15 protein-coding genes and 1 tRNA gene are annotated in these 16491 nt (G+C 44.0%); 11 read left to right on the top strand and 5 right to left on the bottom strand.

What is annotated here, in order from left to right:
• Nucleotides 1-16 precede the first annotated feature (16 nt).
• Nucleotides 17-466: a DNA polymerase III subunit chi gene (locus tag R7E47_RS19265; RefSeq protein ID WP_031777270.1), complete on the bottom strand. Its 450-nt coding sequence runs from the start codon at nt 464-466 to the stop codon at nt 17-19.
• 115 nt (nt 467-581) lie between these two features.
• Nucleotides 582-2090, bottom strand: a complete 1509-nt coding sequence (gene pepA / locus R7E47_RS19260) for a leucyl aminopeptidase (protein WP_005381073.1) — start codon at nt 2088-2090, stop codon at nt 582-584.
• Nucleotides 2091-2290: 200 nt separating this feature from the next.
• Here pepA and lptF point away from each other — a divergent pair, with 200 nt between their 5' ends.
• Both lptF and lptG read left to right on the top strand, forming a co-directional pair.
• Nucleotides 2291-3391: an LPS export ABC transporter permease LptF gene (gene lptF / locus R7E47_RS19255; protein WP_053306816.1), complete on the top strand. Its 1101-nt coding sequence runs from the start codon at nt 2291-2293 to the stop codon at nt 3389-3391.
• A 3-nt stretch (nt 3392-3394) separates the two neighbouring features.
• Nucleotides 3395-4465, top strand: a complete 1071-nt coding sequence (gene lptG / locus R7E47_RS19250) for an LPS export ABC transporter permease LptG (RefSeq protein ID WP_005381071.1) — start codon at nt 3395-3397, stop codon at nt 4463-4465.
• 87 nt (nt 4466-4552) lie between these two features.
• Here lptG and R7E47_RS19245 read toward each other — a convergent pair whose 3' ends face one another.
• Nucleotides 4553-5032 carry an RDD family protein gene (locus R7E47_RS19245; RefSeq protein ID WP_033906212.1) on the bottom strand — a complete coding sequence of 160 codons (480 nt, stop codon included), beginning with the start codon at nt 5030-5032 and terminating at the stop codon, nt 4553-4555.
• Nucleotides 5033-5216: 184 nt separating this feature from the next.
• On the bottom strand, nt 5217-6485 hold the full coding sequence (locus R7E47_RS19240) for a DUF2254 domain-containing protein (RefSeq protein WP_017636178.1): 1269 nt from the start codon (nt 6483-6485) through the stop codon (nt 5217-5219).
• A gap of 227 nt (nt 6486-6712) precedes the next feature.
• Between R7E47_RS19240 and R7E47_RS19235 the strand changes: the two genes are divergently transcribed.
• Together R7E47_RS19235 and R7E47_RS19230 are read left to right on the top strand one after the other, a co-directional pair.
• Complete coding sequence (locus R7E47_RS19235; RefSeq protein WP_053306817.1) at nt 6713-7378, top strand: SDR family NAD(P)-dependent oxidoreductase; 666 nt, start codon at nt 6713-6715, stop codon at nt 7376-7378.
• 190 nt (nt 7379-7568) lie between these two features.
• A tRNA-Leu gene (locus R7E47_RS19230) sits at nt 7569-7653 on the top strand.
• 246 nt (nt 7654-7899) lie between these two features.
• Here the strand turns inward: R7E47_RS19230 and R7E47_RS19225 are convergent.
• The gene (locus tag R7E47_RS19225) at nt 7900-9183 is read right to left on the bottom strand and encodes a carbohydrate-binding protein (protein ID WP_005381066.1); all 1284 of its coding nucleotides are present in this window, start codon (nt 9181-9183) and stop codon (nt 7900-7902) included.
• A 247-nt stretch (nt 9184-9430) separates the two neighbouring features.
• On the opposite strand from R7E47_RS19225, the gene R7E47_RS19220 reads away from it, so the two are divergent.
• The 7 genes from R7E47_RS19220 (at nt 9431) to R7E47_RS19190 (ending at nt 16117) form a co-directional block, all read left to right on the top strand.
• The gene (locus R7E47_RS19220; RefSeq protein ID WP_025767645.1) at nt 9431-9736 is read left to right on the top strand and encodes a PTS sugar transporter subunit IIB; all 306 of its coding nucleotides are present in this window, start codon (nt 9431-9433) and stop codon (nt 9734-9736) included.
• Between the two features lie 87 nt (nt 9737-9823).
• Complete coding sequence (locus R7E47_RS19215) at nt 9824-11158, top strand: PTS sugar transporter subunit IIC (RefSeq protein WP_213872891.1); 1335 nt, start codon at nt 9824-9826, stop codon at nt 11156-11158.
• Between the two features lie 51 nt (nt 11159-11209).
• The gene (locus R7E47_RS19210) at nt 11210-11521 is read left to right on the top strand and encodes a PTS lactose/cellobiose transporter subunit IIA (RefSeq protein WP_031777269.1); all 312 of its coding nucleotides are present in this window, start codon (nt 11210-11212) and stop codon (nt 11519-11521) included.
• A gap of 12 nt (nt 11522-11533) precedes the next feature.
• Nucleotides 11534-12856 (top strand): 6-phospho-beta-glucosidase, encoded by a 1323-nt coding sequence (locus tag R7E47_RS19205; RefSeq protein ID WP_318084978.1) that lies wholly within the window; start codon nt 11534-11536, stop codon nt 12854-12856.
• An 18-nt stretch (nt 12857-12874) separates the two neighbouring features.
• Nucleotides 12875-13630 carry a chitin disaccharide deacetylase gene (gene chbG, locus R7E47_RS19200; protein WP_054575316.1) on the top strand — a complete coding sequence of 252 codons (756 nt, stop codon included), beginning with the start codon at nt 12875-12877 and terminating at the stop codon, nt 13628-13630.
• Between the two features lie 104 nt (nt 13631-13734).
• Nucleotides 13735-14733, top strand: a complete 999-nt coding sequence (locus tag R7E47_RS19195; RefSeq protein WP_005381031.1) for a LacI family DNA-binding transcriptional regulator — start codon at nt 13735-13737, stop codon at nt 14731-14733.
• Between the two features lie 130 nt (nt 14734-14863).
• On the top strand, nt 14864-16117 hold the full coding sequence (locus R7E47_RS19190) for an HD-GYP domain-containing protein (RefSeq protein ID WP_005381029.1): 1254 nt from the start codon (nt 14864-14866) through the stop codon (nt 16115-16117).
• Nucleotides 16118-16491 lie beyond the last annotated feature (374 nt).

Raw genomic sequence — 16491 nt, 5'->3', positions numbered from 1 at the left:
CTATAAGGATTGACCGTTAAGGATATTGAATTTCGATCGTTTGCAGCTGGTAACCTGCTTGACGGTAAATTTTATATCTTTCTCTTGCGAGTTGTTTAGCTTTTTCTTCGCAGGGCACGAAGTCTACCACTTGAGCAAACTTGTTCGCAAAGGTTGTCTCATTTTCCGCCAAATTAATTACCAGCTGACGGTTCCAATTAGGTTTTACACCTTCATGGCCGATTTCAATATTGGTGGCGTATTTCGGTCCCTCGCCTACGAGGTTATGTGCCATGAACTTGTCTGCATCAACTTGCCAAAAGGCTTCAGCGAGCTGCTCGGCGTGTGGTTTGTCTTGGCAGTTTAAATACACTTTAGCGCCTTGGCGAGCAAAGTGCTGAGCCAAAAACACGATGTATTCTTCAAAGCCAGCCACCGTTGCTTGCGGGCTCTCTTCGTTAATGATGTAGAAGGTTGCAGTTTGCATCATTCTCTCACTTGCCTTGGGTCTCTTCCTAAGACCATCTTAAGTCCCACTTTCATTTTAGAAAATTAGGATAATAAAAAAGGGCCTTGCGGCCCTTTTAGATTCTGTTCAGAAATTACTCTTCTGTCTCTTGGCCGCTGCGGTTCAAAAGGAATTGGACAAGCATTGAGACAGGACGGCCCGTTGAGCCTTTCGCTGCGCCTGATTTCCACGCGGTACCTGCGATATCGACGTGTGCCCAGTTGTACTTCTTCGCGAACTTAGATAAGAAGCAACCCGCAGTAATTGTGCCACCAGGGCGACCACCAATGTTTGCCATATCCGCAAACGGGCTCTTCAACTGTTCGTGGTACTCGTCTGCCATTGGTAGACGCCATGCACGGTCACTCGCTTGCTCAGAAGCGTTTACTAGCTCATGAGAAAGAGGGTTGTGGTTAGAGATTACGCCGCTGATATGGTGGCCTAGTGCGATAACACAAGCACCAGTTAGCGTTGCAACGTCAACCACGCAGTCTGGTTCGAAACGCTCTACGTAAGTCAGTGCGTCACAAAGAACAAGACGGCCTTCAGCATCCGTGTTCAGAACTTCTACAGTTTGACCAGACATGGTCGTTAGGATGTCACCTGGACGGTAAGCGTTGCTGCCAGGCATGTTTTCACAGCCCGCTAGAACACCAATAACGTTGATTGGTAGGTTTAGCTTCGCTAGCGCTTTCATTGTACCGAATACCGATGCCGCACCACACATGTCGTACTTCATCTCATCCATACCTTCGCCCGGCTTTAGAGAGATACCGCCTGAGTCGAAGGTTAGACCTTTACCTACGAGCACAATCGGTTTTGCATCCGAGTCAGGGTTACCTTTGTACTCGATGATAGACATCATAGATTCGTTTTTAGAACCACGGCCTACTGCTAGGTAAGAGGTCATACCCAGTTTTTCCATCTCTTGCTCACCAATGATTTTGGTGGTTACGGTTTCGTAATCGTCCGCTAGACGACGAGCTTGAGAAGCAAGGTAAGCTGGATTAGCTACGTTTGGCGGCATGTTGCCAAGGTCTTTTGAGGCTTTGACACCTGATGCGATAGCAAGACCATGAGTGATTGCTTTTTCACCCAAGTTCAATTCACGACGCGTTGGTACGTTGAAAACAAGCTTGCGCAGTGGGCGGCGAGTCTCAGGTTTCACGCTCTTGAATTGATTAAATGTGTATAGACCATCTTTAGTCGCTTCTACAGCCTGGCGCACTTTCCAGTATGTATCACGACCCTTAACATGCAGTTCAGTTAGGAAACATACTGCTTCCATTGAGCCTGTCTCGTTAAGTGTGCTGATCGTCTTTTGAATGATTTCCTTGTACTGGCGCTCGCCAAGTTCACGCTCTTTGCCGCAACCGACAAGTAAAACGCGCTCTGACAAAACACCTGGTACTTGATGCAGTAGCAGCATCTGACCAGGTTTACCCTCTAGATCACCACGGCGAAGTAGTGAACTGATGTAACCGTCACTGATTTTATCAAGTTGTTCGGCTACTGGAGAAAGGCGACGTGGTTCAAACACACCAACAACGATACATGCGCTACGTTGTTTCTCTGGACTGCCACTTTTTACACTGAACTCCATGCGTACTCCTACATCCTGAAGACAAATTGCTCTAAATGTTAGATAATGATCGCTTACTTGTTGAATTTTAGCTCCAAGCTTACATGCAGAGCTGATTAAGCGACTAACATCTAGTTTATAATTTTTAAAAAAATAAATGGTTCAACGGGAAACTATAGTGATTCGACCAAAAAAACAAGTTTTGTATAGGTAATTTCAGCGTGATTATTGTTAGATATTTGATCCGCGAAACACTCAAGAGCCAATTTGCGATTTTTTTCGTGCTTTTTTTGGTGTTTGTAAGCCAGAAATTCATAAGTGTTCTTGCTGATGCTTCTGATGGGGATATTCCTGCTGGATTGATTTTCTCTATTGTTGGTTTGAACATGCCAGCAATGGGTCTGTTAATGCTGCCTTTAAGTCTGTATATCGGCATATTGATCACATTTGGTCGTCTGTATGCAGAGAGCGAAATTGTCGTAATGAACGCGACAGGTATTGGTAATAAATTCTTGGTTCAAGCGGCCTTATACCTAGCGTTGATTACTTCAGCGGTGGCGGCTTTCAATGCGTTGTGGCTATCGCCGTGGTCTCAAGACCGCGTTGAGCAGCTTTATGAGCAGGTAGCGTCAGAAAACAGCGTTGACCTACTTAAAAAAGGTCAGTTCCAAGGTACACCAGACGGTTCATCGGTTGTGTTCATCGATGACATTAAAGACAATACCTTGAGCAACGTTTTTGTTGCGCAGATGCGCCCTCGAGATTCAGTGTTACCGAGTGTGATGTTCTCATCTTCTGGTGAAGTAAAAGAGCTTTCGGACGGCCGTCAGGTCATCACCATGAAAGAAGGTACGCGTTATGAAGGTGTGCCTACTCGCGTTGAATATATGATCACGAAATTCGATGAATACGAAGGTGTTATCGGCCAACGTGAGGTCAAAAAGAAAGGGCGAGACTGGGAAGCATACCCAACGGTTGACTTGATAGGTCACCCAGATCCAGAGGCGCAAGCGGAGCTACAATGGCGAATTTCGTTATTTGTGTGTATTCCACTCTTAACAATGCTCGTTATTCCTTTGTCTGCGGTGAATCCGCGTCAGGGACGGTTTGCCAAAATGGGGCCTGCGATTCTGATCTATCTAGCGTATTTCTTGGCGATCAGTGCAACCAAATCTGCATTAGAAGATGGTGACATCCCGGCTGCTATTGGTATGTGGCCAATCAATGCGATGTTGCTGATTGTTGCTATCATGGCGAATATGATGGACAGCGTTGCTGCTAGACGAATAAAAGACAAATTCCGCAAGAAGAGGCTCGCGTAAGCTGTGTTCAAAATCTTAGACCTTTACATCGGTAGAACCATCATCTCTACCACTGCCTTGGTTTTAGCGACGTTTGTTGGCTTATCGGGCATCATCAAATATGTAGAACAGCTACGTAAAGTAGGGCGAGGTGTGTACGACCTCACTCATGCGTTGTACTTTGTGTTACTCAGTGTGCCGCGTGATATCGAAATGTTCTTTCCAATGGCGGCATTACTCGGTGCCCTGATCGGCTTAGGTATGTTGGCTTCAAGCTCTGAGCTGGTGGTGATGCAAGCTGCTGGTTTCTCTAAGCTGGATATCGGGTTATCGGTACTAAAAACGGCCGTCCCGCTCATGATTGTCGTTATGGCGTTAGGTCAATGGGGCGCTCCTGAGGCCCAGAAGATGGCCCGTGACTTACGTGCGTTTGCGATATCAGGTGGTAGCATTGTGTCTGTGCGCTCAGGTGTGTGGGCTCGTGACGCAAACGACTTTATCTTTATAGGTAAAGTCGAAGACGACAAGCTTTATGCTTTAAATATGTGGCGTTTTGATGATGATAAGAATCTACAAAAAGTTATTTTCGCCGAAGAAGTCGACTACCAACAAGATAACAACTGGCTGATGCGCTACGTACAAATTACGGACATGGAAAATGAAAACGTAATTTCAAAGCAAGACATCGAACAGATGGAGTGGCACACCTCTTTGGCACCAGATAAGCTAGCTGTGGTGACCGTGAAGCCAGAAGAACTGTCACTGAGCGGTTTGTATGATTATGTGACTTACCTAAAAGCATCGGAACAAGATGCATCTCGCTATGAGTTGGCGTTTTGGCGTAAGTTGACTCAGCCGCTTTCAATTGCTGTGATGATGTTAATGGCGCTATCTTTTGTTTTCGGTCCACTCAGAAGCGTGACCATGGGGGCAAGGGTATTGTCGGGCGTGGTTGCCGGGTTTACTTTTTACATATCCAGTGAGTTCTTTGGCCCATTAAGCTTGGTGTATGGCATATCCCCAGTGTTTGGTGCTTTGGCCCCGAGTTTGGTGTTCTTAGCTATTGCGATTGCACTGCTACGAAGAAAGCTATAACTGAAGCATCATCGAATAAACCAAGTTTTACCGAACCAAATGTAAAAGGAAGGCATTACGCCTTCCTTTTTTGTGTTCCTAGACAAGTTAGTTTGCCTTGGGTAATACAACTACCTCTGTTTTGGCCCAAATGTCGTGGAAACCACGTTTCTTCGGATCAATCGGTACAGTCAGATTTGCCAAGCCAAAGCCAGATGTCGAAATACGAATCAGAGCTTGAGTTACCGTAATTGGTGCACCGTCTTTGGCATTGCGAACTCGAAGCTTCCAAGCGCGCATCCCTAGAGTTTGTCCTGCTCGCGTCCAGAAGAACACAAAGAAATATATCCACACACCCGCAAGATAAAGTGTAAATAGAGGGCTCAATACAGGGTGCTTTCCGAGCATATCTGCGGCATCTGCGTACTCGCCATAGCTCAACAATCCTGCTGCATTTAGTGCAAACACAACGGCCATAACAATACCAGCGGCCATCATTTCAATTGCGATAATAATCAATGTGTCGTAAATCAACGCTGCAAGTCGACGAAAGAGACCAGCAGGTGGAAGAGTTGTAGACGTTGCCATTATTCCATCACTTACCTTAAAAATTGTGCGTCAGAATATAGATTCCCTCACCAAGAGAAAAGAGACCTAACGCACAGAGTCTTTAATTGTGTATAAACTAAGTGACTTTTCTGCCCTACGTTATCAGCACATGTCATGATACACGAGGCCGTGCAGCAATATGTTTCAACTGAATTCGACTCTCTTAACCATTGGCTCTTTGGTCTGTGACCAGATTAGATAGCTGAGAGAGTTGGTGTTTCTCATCTTCGGTATAATGTTGGCTTAACGAAAGCTCTAAAGCTTTTTCTGACAGCTTGATTGCTGGTGACAAAAATAACTTAGGGTGCATACTAGAGAGAGCTAGCAAGGCCTTTTGTAGGCGAATCTGTATTTGGAGTTGCGCTGCACCATCGTGTGCTATCGGCAAAAAAACATCATCAAACAAATCCTGGCAGCTCAATGCGGGCACAAATAGTCTAGGATATCGAGTTTTGGTAGGCGGCTCACTGAGTAGGTCTCCCCATAATGAAAGTGCTCGTACAGAACGCCCAAGAACGTCAATCGCGGTGCCATTATCATTTACAGCCGGAGATAGTGCTCGTGAGGCGATTTCCGCCATAACGACTAAACCAAAGCGAGGGTCCTGATCATATGAACGCTCCGTTCGAATCGTGAAGGCTGCCGTTACTTCGCTTTCGTCTGGCAACTCTCCACAAACCCAAGCCAATGGTTGACCTACGTACACAAAACTTCCCGGTTGTCGCTCAAGATAGATGGTGCATTGGTTTGCTTCAGCAATACTATCGAGATGATGCATATCAACATGCTGTAAGTAGCCAATTTCTTGGCTCAAAATAGGTTTACTTCCTCTGGGTTTATGTTCTGGGTGGCTCCACGGGTGAGCACCTAGCCAACGCTCTTTGCCCCGTTTTCTAATAGCATCTAACAAGGCTTGCTCCACGTATGAAGTGGTTTCACTGACCCTTCCTAGTACGGAAAGGTGCTGAATCCAACGTAGCAGAGTGAGTATGATCATCACGATTACGGCGATAGTCACGATGAACAGATAAATTTGTGCTTGTTGATGATAGGCCCCAATACCTAGCGCGATAATTCCTACCAAACTAAATAGAAAAGAGCCAAGAAAGGTTGCTAAGGCATTTTGTGTTGTGCTGTCTTCCATCAACAGTTTTGTCGCTCGCGGCGTTACCCCTGCACTAGCGGCACTGTACGCTGAGACCATAATATTGAGAGAGAATGTAGTCACTGCAAGCATGGAGGTTGCGAGGATATTTAATATGTTGTTCAACAAATCCTTGCTGACGTTGATGGCAGGGGGCAGAGTAATGAACTGGTTTAAAACAATCGACATTAAGGCGGTAGCAACAGCAAGTAATGCGTAGAGTGACGTCCGGACCCACAGTTTTCGCGTCATCTGTTTCAGTAACCACTGCCATTTTGACCCAGTCATTCTTTGCTCCTATTCAGTTCTCACTAGAAAGTCGATAGAAAATTCAGAAAGTTATTCTTGCTTAAGCATAGGTTAAATGCCCGTCGTTCTGCTTGATATTTCATGCATCACGAAAGTAAGAAAGCCGCTTGCTTCAAAGAATGGTGTTCTTGAGGTGTGAATTACCACGATTCTGTTACCTTAATTGATAGATGAATTAAAAGTATGTGGTTGAAAAGAGGTAGCGCATGATTGTAATTACAGGTGCAAGTAGCGGTTTAGGGGCGGAACTAGCAAAGCGTTATGATGCGGAAGGCAAAGAGACGTATGTAATAGGAAGAAATACAGAAAAACTATCCGCACTAGCAAAACAACTCTCTCATAACGTTGGTTATCAAGCTTGCAACCTATCATTGCACCAAAATGTCAAACAGCTCTTTGATGGGGTGAAACAGTCCCCTGAAATGGTCATTCATAGTGCGGGAAGTGGTTATTTTGGCTTACTGGAAGAGCAGGAGCCGGAAGAGATTCAAAAGTTGATTGATAACAACCTGAATTCTGCGATTCATGTGTTAAGAGAGTTAGTAAAGCGTTACAAAGATCATCCAATAAAAGTGGTCATGATCATGTCCACAGCCGCGCAACAACCTAAAGCGCAAGAGTCTACGTATTGTGCAGTGAAATGGGCCGTCAAAGGATTAATTGAGTCGGTTCGTTTGGAGCTAAAAGGAAAACCTATGAAAATTATCGCGGTTTATCCTGGTGGAATGGATACGGAATTCTGGAAAACAAGCGGCAACACGATAGACACGAGTCACTTCATGCAAGCAGAAGATGCCGCAGAGATGCTACATAATGCGTTGTCGAGCATTGGGAATGGTTATGTTTCTGATATTACAGTGAATAGAACTTAAAAAGAGTTTCGTATACTCATTTTCATCTGGAAGAGTAGTAGAAAATGGAGCGTACGTTTCTTATGAGTACAGCTTTGTCACACTTTGTGGCGAAATTATCAGCAAACGATAGTTATTTAAGGTATTTCTGCTTGCGCAGGTCAAAAGCTTACGTATAATGCCAACCATCAAAGGGCAATAGCCCAAAGATGCCGGTGTGGTGAAATTGGTATACACGACGGATTCAAAATCCGTTGCCTTCGGGCGTGGCGGTTCAAGTCCGCCCACCGGTACCATATCAGAAAGGTCGCTTTTATAGCGGCCTTTCGTCGTTTTAGGTGCTCGTAAATATCAAAAGGAAGTTAGCGTTGCCTTCGCGGTGACGGCAGGAATGCCAGTCCAATCAACTCCGTCCACCGGTACCATATTTTAAGACAGAGCCTCGATGAAAGTCGGGGCTTTGTTGTATCTGGATCTTCAAAACAAAAAAGCGCGAGGGGTATGCCTCGCGCAAACTACTACATGGTGATAGTAGGAACAGCCTATAGAGCTGTGAACAAGGTATTTTGAGTGTTCGGAGTCCAGTCTGCTTGGGACACGTGCGGTACATCAACTAGATAACGCAAACCTTGATAAGTCACCACATCACCTTGTTTATAGGAAACATTCTGAGTCCAGTTAGTGGCTGGGTCTGCATTTGTCCAGAGGCTAGAGGTTGGAGACGGTGCCCAATCTTGTTGTGCAGTATGGTTTGTTACAGCCTGGTATACAGTACCTAGGTGTAAGACGTAATCGCCAGCGTCGTAGTTATGACCAACTTGCCAGTTCGGTGTGTAGTTATCCATTGTGTCGAAGTCATAACCCGCTTGTTTTGCTAACTGTATAAACTTAGCGAGCTTAGGTAAGTTTTGCGTTGCCCCCATGCCACGCTTACCATCTTCAAATAGGAACTCGTGAGTTAAAACGATAACTTTATCGGCGTGTAAAGGTGTACCACATGGGAACTCTTGAGCTTTGGAGTTGATCGGGTTAATCGTTGTTGGTGCACAAGTGTTTAACGCGGAATCCACATATCCAAGAAATGCTTCTGCTTCTGTAAGGCTGTTTGCTGGCATTTCAATGCCCCAATTTTCAGGTGCCCAGTCCACATCCCAACCGTGAGTTTGATAGCCGTTATTCGCTAGGATATTTTGAACCTCGATAGCTGCTTTTACACTGTTGGATGGGTTGGATGTATCGCATACATATCCTGGTTCCCAAGGTTTCAGGTCATCAGACGTGGCACATAACCCATCTGCTTTGAAGTCTTTCGTCACGCGCCAACCGTTGGTGTAGGGCAGTCTAGCAAACTCTGTTGCCTTGTAGTTCGGGTAGCTTGTAATGTTCGGCAAATACTTTGCTAACACAGATAAGTTTTCCGTAAACATTGAGGCATCGTAAACAGGGTCTTGATACGAGTTAAGCTGGTGGTCCCCGGTCGCATTACACTCCGCAGCACTGTTCGGTCCAAATTCATCCACGCAGTTGTGCACCATGTGATCGTAACTGTGGTTCGCAACAATATGACCAGTGTCTAATGCGAGCTTTAAGGCTTCTAGGGAACGGTCTTCATTCTCATCACCAATTCCATCTAAATGCCAAGCATTAAAGTAAAACGTCGCTTTGATATCTTCCTGGTTAAGTACTTGAATAACGTCAATAGATGCATTGATTGGTCCATCATCAAACGTTAGATAAATGGTGCCTTTAGAGTCGGTTTGAGCAAATGAGTGTTGTGATAGTGCGGCACTTACAAGCGTTGCAATAGCCAATTTATTAAATTTCATTCTCTATTCCTTTTAAGAAATTAATAACGACGTTGTCAGTAGTAAAATATTGATAATTTGAAACTTAATGTGATGTCTTAAATTATTTTATGACTTTTATCCTAGACCTAAATAATTACAAAAAAATAGGTGGTATTTTCTAAATTGGGATTGTGTTCACGAATAATGCAACCGGTTGCGCTTTTTTGTCTTGGTTATTTTTGCTACAGTTTTTACAGGTTGAAATTTACACAACGGGAGTAAGGCTATGAAAAAGATCCTTTTATGCTGTAGCGCAGGGATGTCCACCAGTATGCTTGTTAAGAAAATGGAGCAAGCTGCTGAAAATAAAGGAATTGAGTGCAAAATTGATGCAATGTCAGTGAATGCGTTTGAAGATGCAATTAAAGAGTACGATGTTTGTCTTCTCGGGCCTCAAGTACGTTTTCAGCTAGAAGAGCTAAGAAAAACGGCGCAAGAGCATGGTAAAAACATTGATGCTATTTCTCCTCAGCATTATGGAATGATGAAGGGAGAAGAAGTACTAGAGCAAGCATTAGAATTAATTAACTAAACTATAGTTTTAAATTAAAAAGATAACTGTACATCAAATATAAATATTTGATGCGGGATTCTTTTGCCTAAAATAAGGATGGACTCTATGAAGCTTTATGACGCAATTATAGGCGCAGTCGAAAAGCATATAGCCCCTATAGCAGCTAAAGTGGGGAATCAGCCCCATGTTCGCGCAATGAGAGACGGTTTTATTGTCGCAATGCCGTTTATTATTGTCGGTAGTTTCATTTTGATTTTTGCATTCCCCCCATTTGCCGAAGATACAACCTTTACTTTTGGTCGAATTTGGCTCGATTTCGCCACTACACATTTTGATACCATAATGATGCCCTACAACATGTCGATGGGGATCATGACCATTTTTGTTTCGCTGGGCGTTGCTTATAGTTTAGCGAAGGCTTACAAGATGGATGGGATCACGAGTGCTGTATTGTCACTAATGTCTTTTTTACTCATTGCGGCCCCAGCTAAAGATGGCGCGTTGTCTATGTCTCACATGGGCGGAACCGGGATCTTCACCGCAGTGATGTGTGCATTTTTCTCGGTGGAGCTCTACCGTTTTATGAAAAAGCACAATATTACGATTCGCATGCCAGAGCAGGTGCCACCGGCGATTGCGCGATCATTTGAAGTATTGCTACCAGTCTTAGCGATATTCATTACCTTATATCCACTTAGCCTTTTCGTACAAACCCAGTACGACATGCTGATTCCAGATGCTGTTATGGCTATCTTTAAACCGCTAATTAGTGCGTCTAACTCATTGCCTGCCATTATTGGCGCTTTATTGCTTTGCCAGCTACTTTGGTTTGCGGGTATTCATGGTGCTGCAATTGTTGTTGGACTGCTTTCTCCAATCTTTTTGACCAACATTGGTGCCAACATTGAAGCCTTTGTTGCAGGTGAACCGATTCCAAACGTATTTACTCAACCGTTCTGGGATTTTTACATCTTTATTGGCGGCTCTGGTGCAACACTTGCTCTTGTTATGCTGATGTCGTTTAGCCGTTCTGTTCACCTTAAGAGCATTGGTCGAATGAGTGCGGTGCCTGGCTTTTTCCAAATCAACGAACCTGTGATCTTCGGTAGCCCAGTTGTGATGAACCCGACCTTGTTTATCCCGTTCGTCTTCGCTCCAGTCATCAACGCTACGATTGCGTATTTTGCTGTGCATGTCGGCTTTGTGGGTATGGGTGTCGCTACAACACCTTGGACAACACCGGCACTGATAGGTGCTTCGTGGGGTAGCGGTTGGACCTTTGCGCCAGTATTGCTCGTCATTGGCTTATTAATTCTTGATCTAATCATCTACTTCCCATTCTTCAAAATGTTTGAGAAGCAAATGTTGGAGCAAGAACTACCAACGACGAAGGAAACTAAAGGTGACACGCACCCGTCAGGCGAAGGCGTTACTGCTTAACTGTGCTTAATGGGCCGCAATTACCGCGGCCCGATTTTCGGAGAGAAAATGATGGAACAAGAATTGGTTGTAATGGAGATCATTTGCAATGCTGGTGAAGCCAGAAGTTTAAGCTACGAGGCATTACGTTTATCTCGAGAGCAAGATTTTGAAGCGGCTGACGAGAAGCTCTCTCAAGCAAGAGAGTGCATTAATAAAGCCCACTTAATACAGACTCAGCTTATTGAAGAAGATCAGGGAGAAGGGAAAGTCCCGATGACGTTAGTGATGGTGCATGCTCAAGATCACCTGATGACTACGATTTTGGCTCAAGAGATGGCTGTAGAAATCGTCGCACTGAACAAAAAAATCTCGAACAAGTAAAGGGGGATGAAAATGTCTAGAGAGGCGATCAAACTTGCCATTATTGGCGGTGGTAGTAGCTATACCCCGGAATTGGTTGAAGGGGTTATTAAGCGCTTAGAATATTTACCCGTTAAGAAAATCCATTTTGTGGACATTGAGTCAGGAGCTGAGAAGCTTGAGATCATCAAAGGATTGGCTCAGCGAATGGTCGATAAAGCCGGAGCAAAAATTGAGATAAAAGCCGGTTTCGATCGCCGTGCTGCGATAAAAGATGCGGATTTTGTGATGACGCAGTTTCGTGTTGGTGGCCTTGCTGCTCGCGCTAATGATGAGCGAATCCCAATCAAGTACGACGTCATCGGCCAAGAAACAACGGGCCCTGGTGGTTTTGCTAAAGCACTGCGAACCATTCCGGTCATTCTTGATATCTGTAAAGACATTGAAGAGTTGGCTCCAAACGCATGGATGCTCAATTTCACCAACCCAGCGGGTTTAGTTTCCGAAGCGGTCAGTAAGTACACCAAAGTAAAAAGTATTGGTTTATGCAATGTGCCCGTTTCAATGGAAATGATGATTGCAGAAATGATGGAGTGCGAGCCAAAAGAGCTACAACTTGAGTTTGCTGGGTTAAACCATCTCGTGTGGGTACACAAAGCATGGCTCAATGGGGAAGATATTACTCAAACGGTATTAGAGAAAGTTGGTGATGGTGCCAACTTCAGTATGAAGAATATCTGGGAAGAGCCGTGGGATCCGGCATTTCTAAAAGCACTGGGGGCGATACCATGTCCTTATCATCGTTACTTCTACCAAACTGATGCCATGCTTGCTGAAGAGAAACAAAGTGCCGATGAAAAAGGCACTCGTGCTGAGCAGGTAATGGAAACAGAAAATGCGCTATTTAAGCTCTATCAAGATCCTACCCTCGATCATCAGCCGAAAGAGTTAGAGGAGCGGGGTGGTGCTTATTATTCTGATGCATCACTGAACCTAGTTGATTCAATTTATAACAATCGTAATAGTATTCATGTTGTTAACGTTTTAAATAATGGAGCGATCAACGGCCTACCTGACGATGCTGTGATTGAATGTAGTGCCGTGATTGGTAGCTGGGGGGCGAAACCTCTTGCGGTTGGCGAGTTGTCAAACAATATCAAAGGATTACTCCATCAAGTTAAAGCGTATGAGCAGCTAACAATAGAAGCTGCTGTCGAAGGTAATTATGACAAGGCGCTTATGGCATTAACCAATAACCCATTGGTGCCTGACATTGGCCGCGCCAAGTCAATCCTGGATGATATCCTAGCGGTGAACGCTCCGTATTTACCTCAATTTAAACTAACGACGTTGTAGTACTAAGGAAGGACGCCAATGAAAGTCATTTTTAATGCTGATGATTTTGGTTTAACGAGAGGTGTAAATAACGGCATCGTTAAAGCTCATCAGCAAGGTGTGGTTCATTCAACCACCATGATGGTGGGTATGGATGCTGAGCAACATGCCTTAGAACTAGCTCGCCATAATCCAGACTTGAAAATTGGCGTTCATCTCAGGTTTACAGCAGGTGTGCCTATAACGAAGCATCCTAACTTGACCAACGGCCGAGCGCACTTTATCAACTATGACGAACTTTGGAGTAAGCAGGACTTCGAAACTCAGGTCGTTTATGATGAAGCAAAAGCTCAGGTGGAACATTTTTTATCGCTTGGGTTAGAGCTAAGCCACTTAGATAGCCATCATCACGCGCATACTCACCCTCAAATTTTGCCCGTTATTAAAGAAGTAGCGAATGAATACCGAGTGCCACTGCGGGGCACTGGCTTGTGTCAAGAATCGATGACAATCAGGTATATCTTTACTGATGAGTTTTATGATCAAAAAGTGAGCTTGGATGGCTTAATGGCACATCTATTGAGCTTAAAAGCTGACTATGACTTGGTTGAGGTGATGTGCCACCCGGCAGAGGCCGATCAGGCGCTTATCTTAAAGAGTGGTTATGCGCTTCAGCGAGAGCTAGAGTTACAAGTTCTTACCTCTCCCATTTTAAAAGAACAGTTAGCTCATCATGGTATAACTGTCACGGATTACTCTGAGCTTGTTTCTACCAATCAAATGGTCGGTGTATGATTAAAGGCTGCCAGCTTCGCCCCCTATAGCACCTTACGAATTGCTGGCAGCCGTTCTACACAAACGAATATTTAATAACAATTGCAGTTGGACCCAATAGCATTATGGCAAGGATTAAAGATGTAGCCGAACTCGCCGGTGTAAATCGCTCTACCGTTTCTCGAATTATTAATGGAGAGGGGAAATTTCGCGAGGAAACTCGAAAAAAAGTAGAGCAAGCTATGGCGCAATTGAATTATCGTCCCAGTGCAATTGCTCGTTCACTCGCAACCTCATCCAGTAATATGGTTGGGTTATTGGTGACTTACTATACGGGGGGCTTCTTTGGCGAGATGATGGAGCAGGTTCAGACCGAGCTGGATATTCATAAGAAGTTTTTGATTACAGCTCAAGGCCATCATTCTGCACAAGGTGAAAAAGAGGCAATTCAGCGTTTTAATGATTTACGTTGTGACGGCTATGTACTTCATAGTCGTTATTTGTCAGATGATGACTTACGTGAACTAGCTAAACAGCCTACACCTTTCGTTCTCCTGGATCGCTACGTGGAAGGAATAGAAGAGCGTTGTGTTACCTTTAACCATCATCATGCAAGCCGTATTGCCGTTGAGCACCTTTTAGCTGGTGGTCATCGAAAGATTGCTTGTATTGCCGGTCCATCCCAACGTCATAACAGTGTATTGAGAAAGCTTGGGTATATTGATGCAATGAAGGATGCTGGTATAGATATTGATGAAAGCTGGTGTGAAGAAGGGAATTATGGTCGGCAAAGTGGTTATGATGCAATGGCTGCAATTTTACAACGACACCCTGATGTGACGGCTGTCTTTTCGTGCAGTGAAGAAATGACGGTTGGCGCAATGCAGTACTTACACGAGCACAGTATTTCTGTACCAGAGCAAATCTCATTAACTAGCTTTGACAGTGTTGATCTTTGTGAAAGTCTTTACCCTACAGTATCAGCAGTGCACTTTCCTATCAGTGACATGGCCCGTGTAGCGGTACAAACGTTAATGGGGCTAGTCAAAGATCAAGAAGTAATAGACAAGCCAGTGTTCGAGGCCAAGCTTAAAATACGCAAAGCAGATCGCTCCTTAAAGTAGCTTACTTCTATCTAATTAAGTGAGTCGCTTAGAAATAACGGTTTGATGTTTTGATAGTTACTGATGAATTTATTCACAAAATTTACTAGTATTCTAACTCTCTTAAGAAATATAAATCAGTAGTGAATAAGTGGCAGCCATTAAACTAACGGTCGATCGTATTCAACCCGGATTACATATCCGTCTTCCGCTAAAGTGGAACGATCACCCCTTTCTACTCAATAGCTTTAAGATTAAAGACCAAGAGCAAGTCGAGATGATCCGCCACCTCGGCGTAAAGTTCGTTTACTTTAATCCAGAGCAAAGCGATGCCGTTCCACTCCCTGTTGATCAAAGACAAGCTGACAGAGTAACAAATGAAGCGTCGTTAGATCATGAAACTCAAAAAATGTGGCAAGAAAAACAGAACCGCATAGAAAAGTTAAGTGCATACCGTCGACGCGTGATTCAGTGTGAAAAAGAGTTTGAGCGCTCTCTGGCACGTATGCGTTCAGTCATGACTAAAATCCGTAACCGTCCGACAGCAGCAGTTGATGAAGCAAAGCTTCTTATTGAAGATATCGTCGAGAAGTTAATGTGCGATGATAATGTTACGTTACACCTGATGAACGGAAAAAATGAGTTTGAAGATATTTATTTCCACTCATTGAACGTGGCTGTTATCTCGATGATGATTGGCCGTGCTAAAGGGTACTCAGCAGCACAGTTGAAAGAGCTTTCCTTCTCCGCACTATTCCATGATATCGGGAAAATAAAAATCCCGACTGCAATATTAAGAAAGCAACTACCTCTAACAGAGCCAGAAACCAACTACTTAAAGTTGCACACTAAATATGGCGTCGATCTTGCGAGTCAAATCGAGGCTTTTCCCGAAGTCGCGAGAATTGTGATTGCGCAGCACCATGAGCTAAGAGATGGGTCTGGTTATCCTAAAGGCCTGAAAGGAGATGAGATCAACGAGTTTGCTCAAATTATTGCTGTAGCCAATGCGTTTGATAACTTGTGTCATACACCGATAGTCTCAGATCAAAAGATTCCTTATACCGCACTCTCTCATTTATATAAGAACTGTAAACACCTATATAAAGAAGAGAACCTGAACATCCTAATTAAGTTTATGGGCGTGTTTCCTCCGGGTACCGTAGTTCAGCTTTCTAATAATATGGTCGGCCTGGTTATCTCAGTGAATGCATCGCATCTATTATTCCCGAATGTCTTGGTTTACGATCCATCAGTACCAAGGACGCAAGCGCCAATCATTGATCTTGCCTCAAAAGATATAAAGATAGTTAACGCGATTCATCCGTCAAAATTACCGGATAAAGTAAAAGAGTATCTAAATCCGCGTTCGCGTATTTCTTATTTCTTTGATAGTGATGAGTAGTTATCCACAGCTTTTTGTGGGTAAATTGTATAAATCCTGAGTGTTATTTCTGGGTAATTTTAGGGTTGGATGGAAAGTATCCATTTGGCATGTTTTTTTAGAAAAAATGCACTTTTAGTATTGCCAAAGAAAATCTTCTCCCTATAATGCGCATCCATCGACACGGCAGACGCCACAAGGCTTTAGCAGGGTCGAAGAGGTAAAAAGCTTCTACAAAAAATTAGTTTAAAAAAGTGTTTGACACTAACGACTAAATCGCTAGAATGCACCTCCGCTTTGAGATAAAAACTTCTCGCAAAGCAAGCTCTTTAACAATATAGACCTATCAATCTGTGTGGGCACTCGTTGATGATAATCCAAATAGTTTCTTCGGA

The sequence above is a fragment of the Vibrio sp. Vb1026 genome (genome assembly GCF_033338745.1).
GTDB classification, from domain to species: Bacteria; Pseudomonadota; Gammaproteobacteria; order Enterobacterales; family Vibrionaceae; genus Vibrio; species Vibrio alginolyticus.
The sequence above is the reverse complement of the archived record's forward strand: the minus strand, read 5'-3'. Positions and strand labels throughout refer to the sequence as shown.

Excerpts from the sequence above, each read along its gene's own strand:
- R7E47_RS19195 (WP_005381031.1), top strand. The coding sequence starts at position 13,735 with ATGGCAAGGATTAAAGATGTAGCCGAACTCGCCGGTGTAAATCGCTCT.
- R7E47_RS19235 (WP_053306817.1), top strand. The coding sequence starts at position 6,713 with ATGATTGTAATTACAGGTGCAAGTAGCGGTTTAGGGGCGGAACTAGCA.
- R7E47_RS19215 (WP_213872891.1), top strand. The coding sequence starts at position 9,824 with ATGAAGCTTTATGACGCAATTATAGGCGCAGTCGAAAAGCATATAGCC.
- R7E47_RS19245 (WP_033906212.1), bottom strand. The coding sequence starts at position 5,032 with ATGGCAACGTCTACAACTCTTCCACCTGCTGGTCTCTTTCGTCGACTT.
- R7E47_RS19240 (WP_017636178.1), bottom strand. The coding sequence starts at position 6,485 with ATGACTGGGTCAAAATGGCAGTGGTTACTGAAACAGATGACGCGAAAA.
- chbG (WP_054575316.1), top strand. The coding sequence starts at position 12,875 with ATGAAAGTCATTTTTAATGCTGATGATTTTGGTTTAACGAGAGGTGTA.
- R7E47_RS19205 (WP_318084978.1), top strand. The coding sequence starts at position 11,534 with ATGTCTAGAGAGGCGATCAAACTTGCCATTATTGGCGGTGGTAGTAGC.
- R7E47_RS19225 (WP_005381066.1), bottom strand. The coding sequence starts at position 9,183 with ATGAAATTTAATAAATTGGCTATTGCAACGCTTGTAAGTGCCGCACTA.
- R7E47_RS19210 (WP_031777269.1), top strand. The coding sequence starts at position 11,210 with ATGGAACAAGAATTGGTTGTAATGGAGATCATTTGCAATGCTGGTGAA.
- pepA (WP_005381073.1), bottom strand. The coding sequence starts at position 2,090 with ATGGAGTTCAGTGTAAAAAGTGGCAGTCCAGAGAAACAACGTAGCGCA.
- R7E47_RS19220 (WP_025767645.1), top strand. The coding sequence starts at position 9,431 with ATGAAAAAGATCCTTTTATGCTGTAGCGCAGGGATGTCCACCAGTATG.
- R7E47_RS19265 (WP_031777270.1), bottom strand. The coding sequence starts at position 466 with ATGCAAACTGCAACCTTCTACATCATTAACGAAGAGAGCCCGCAAGCA.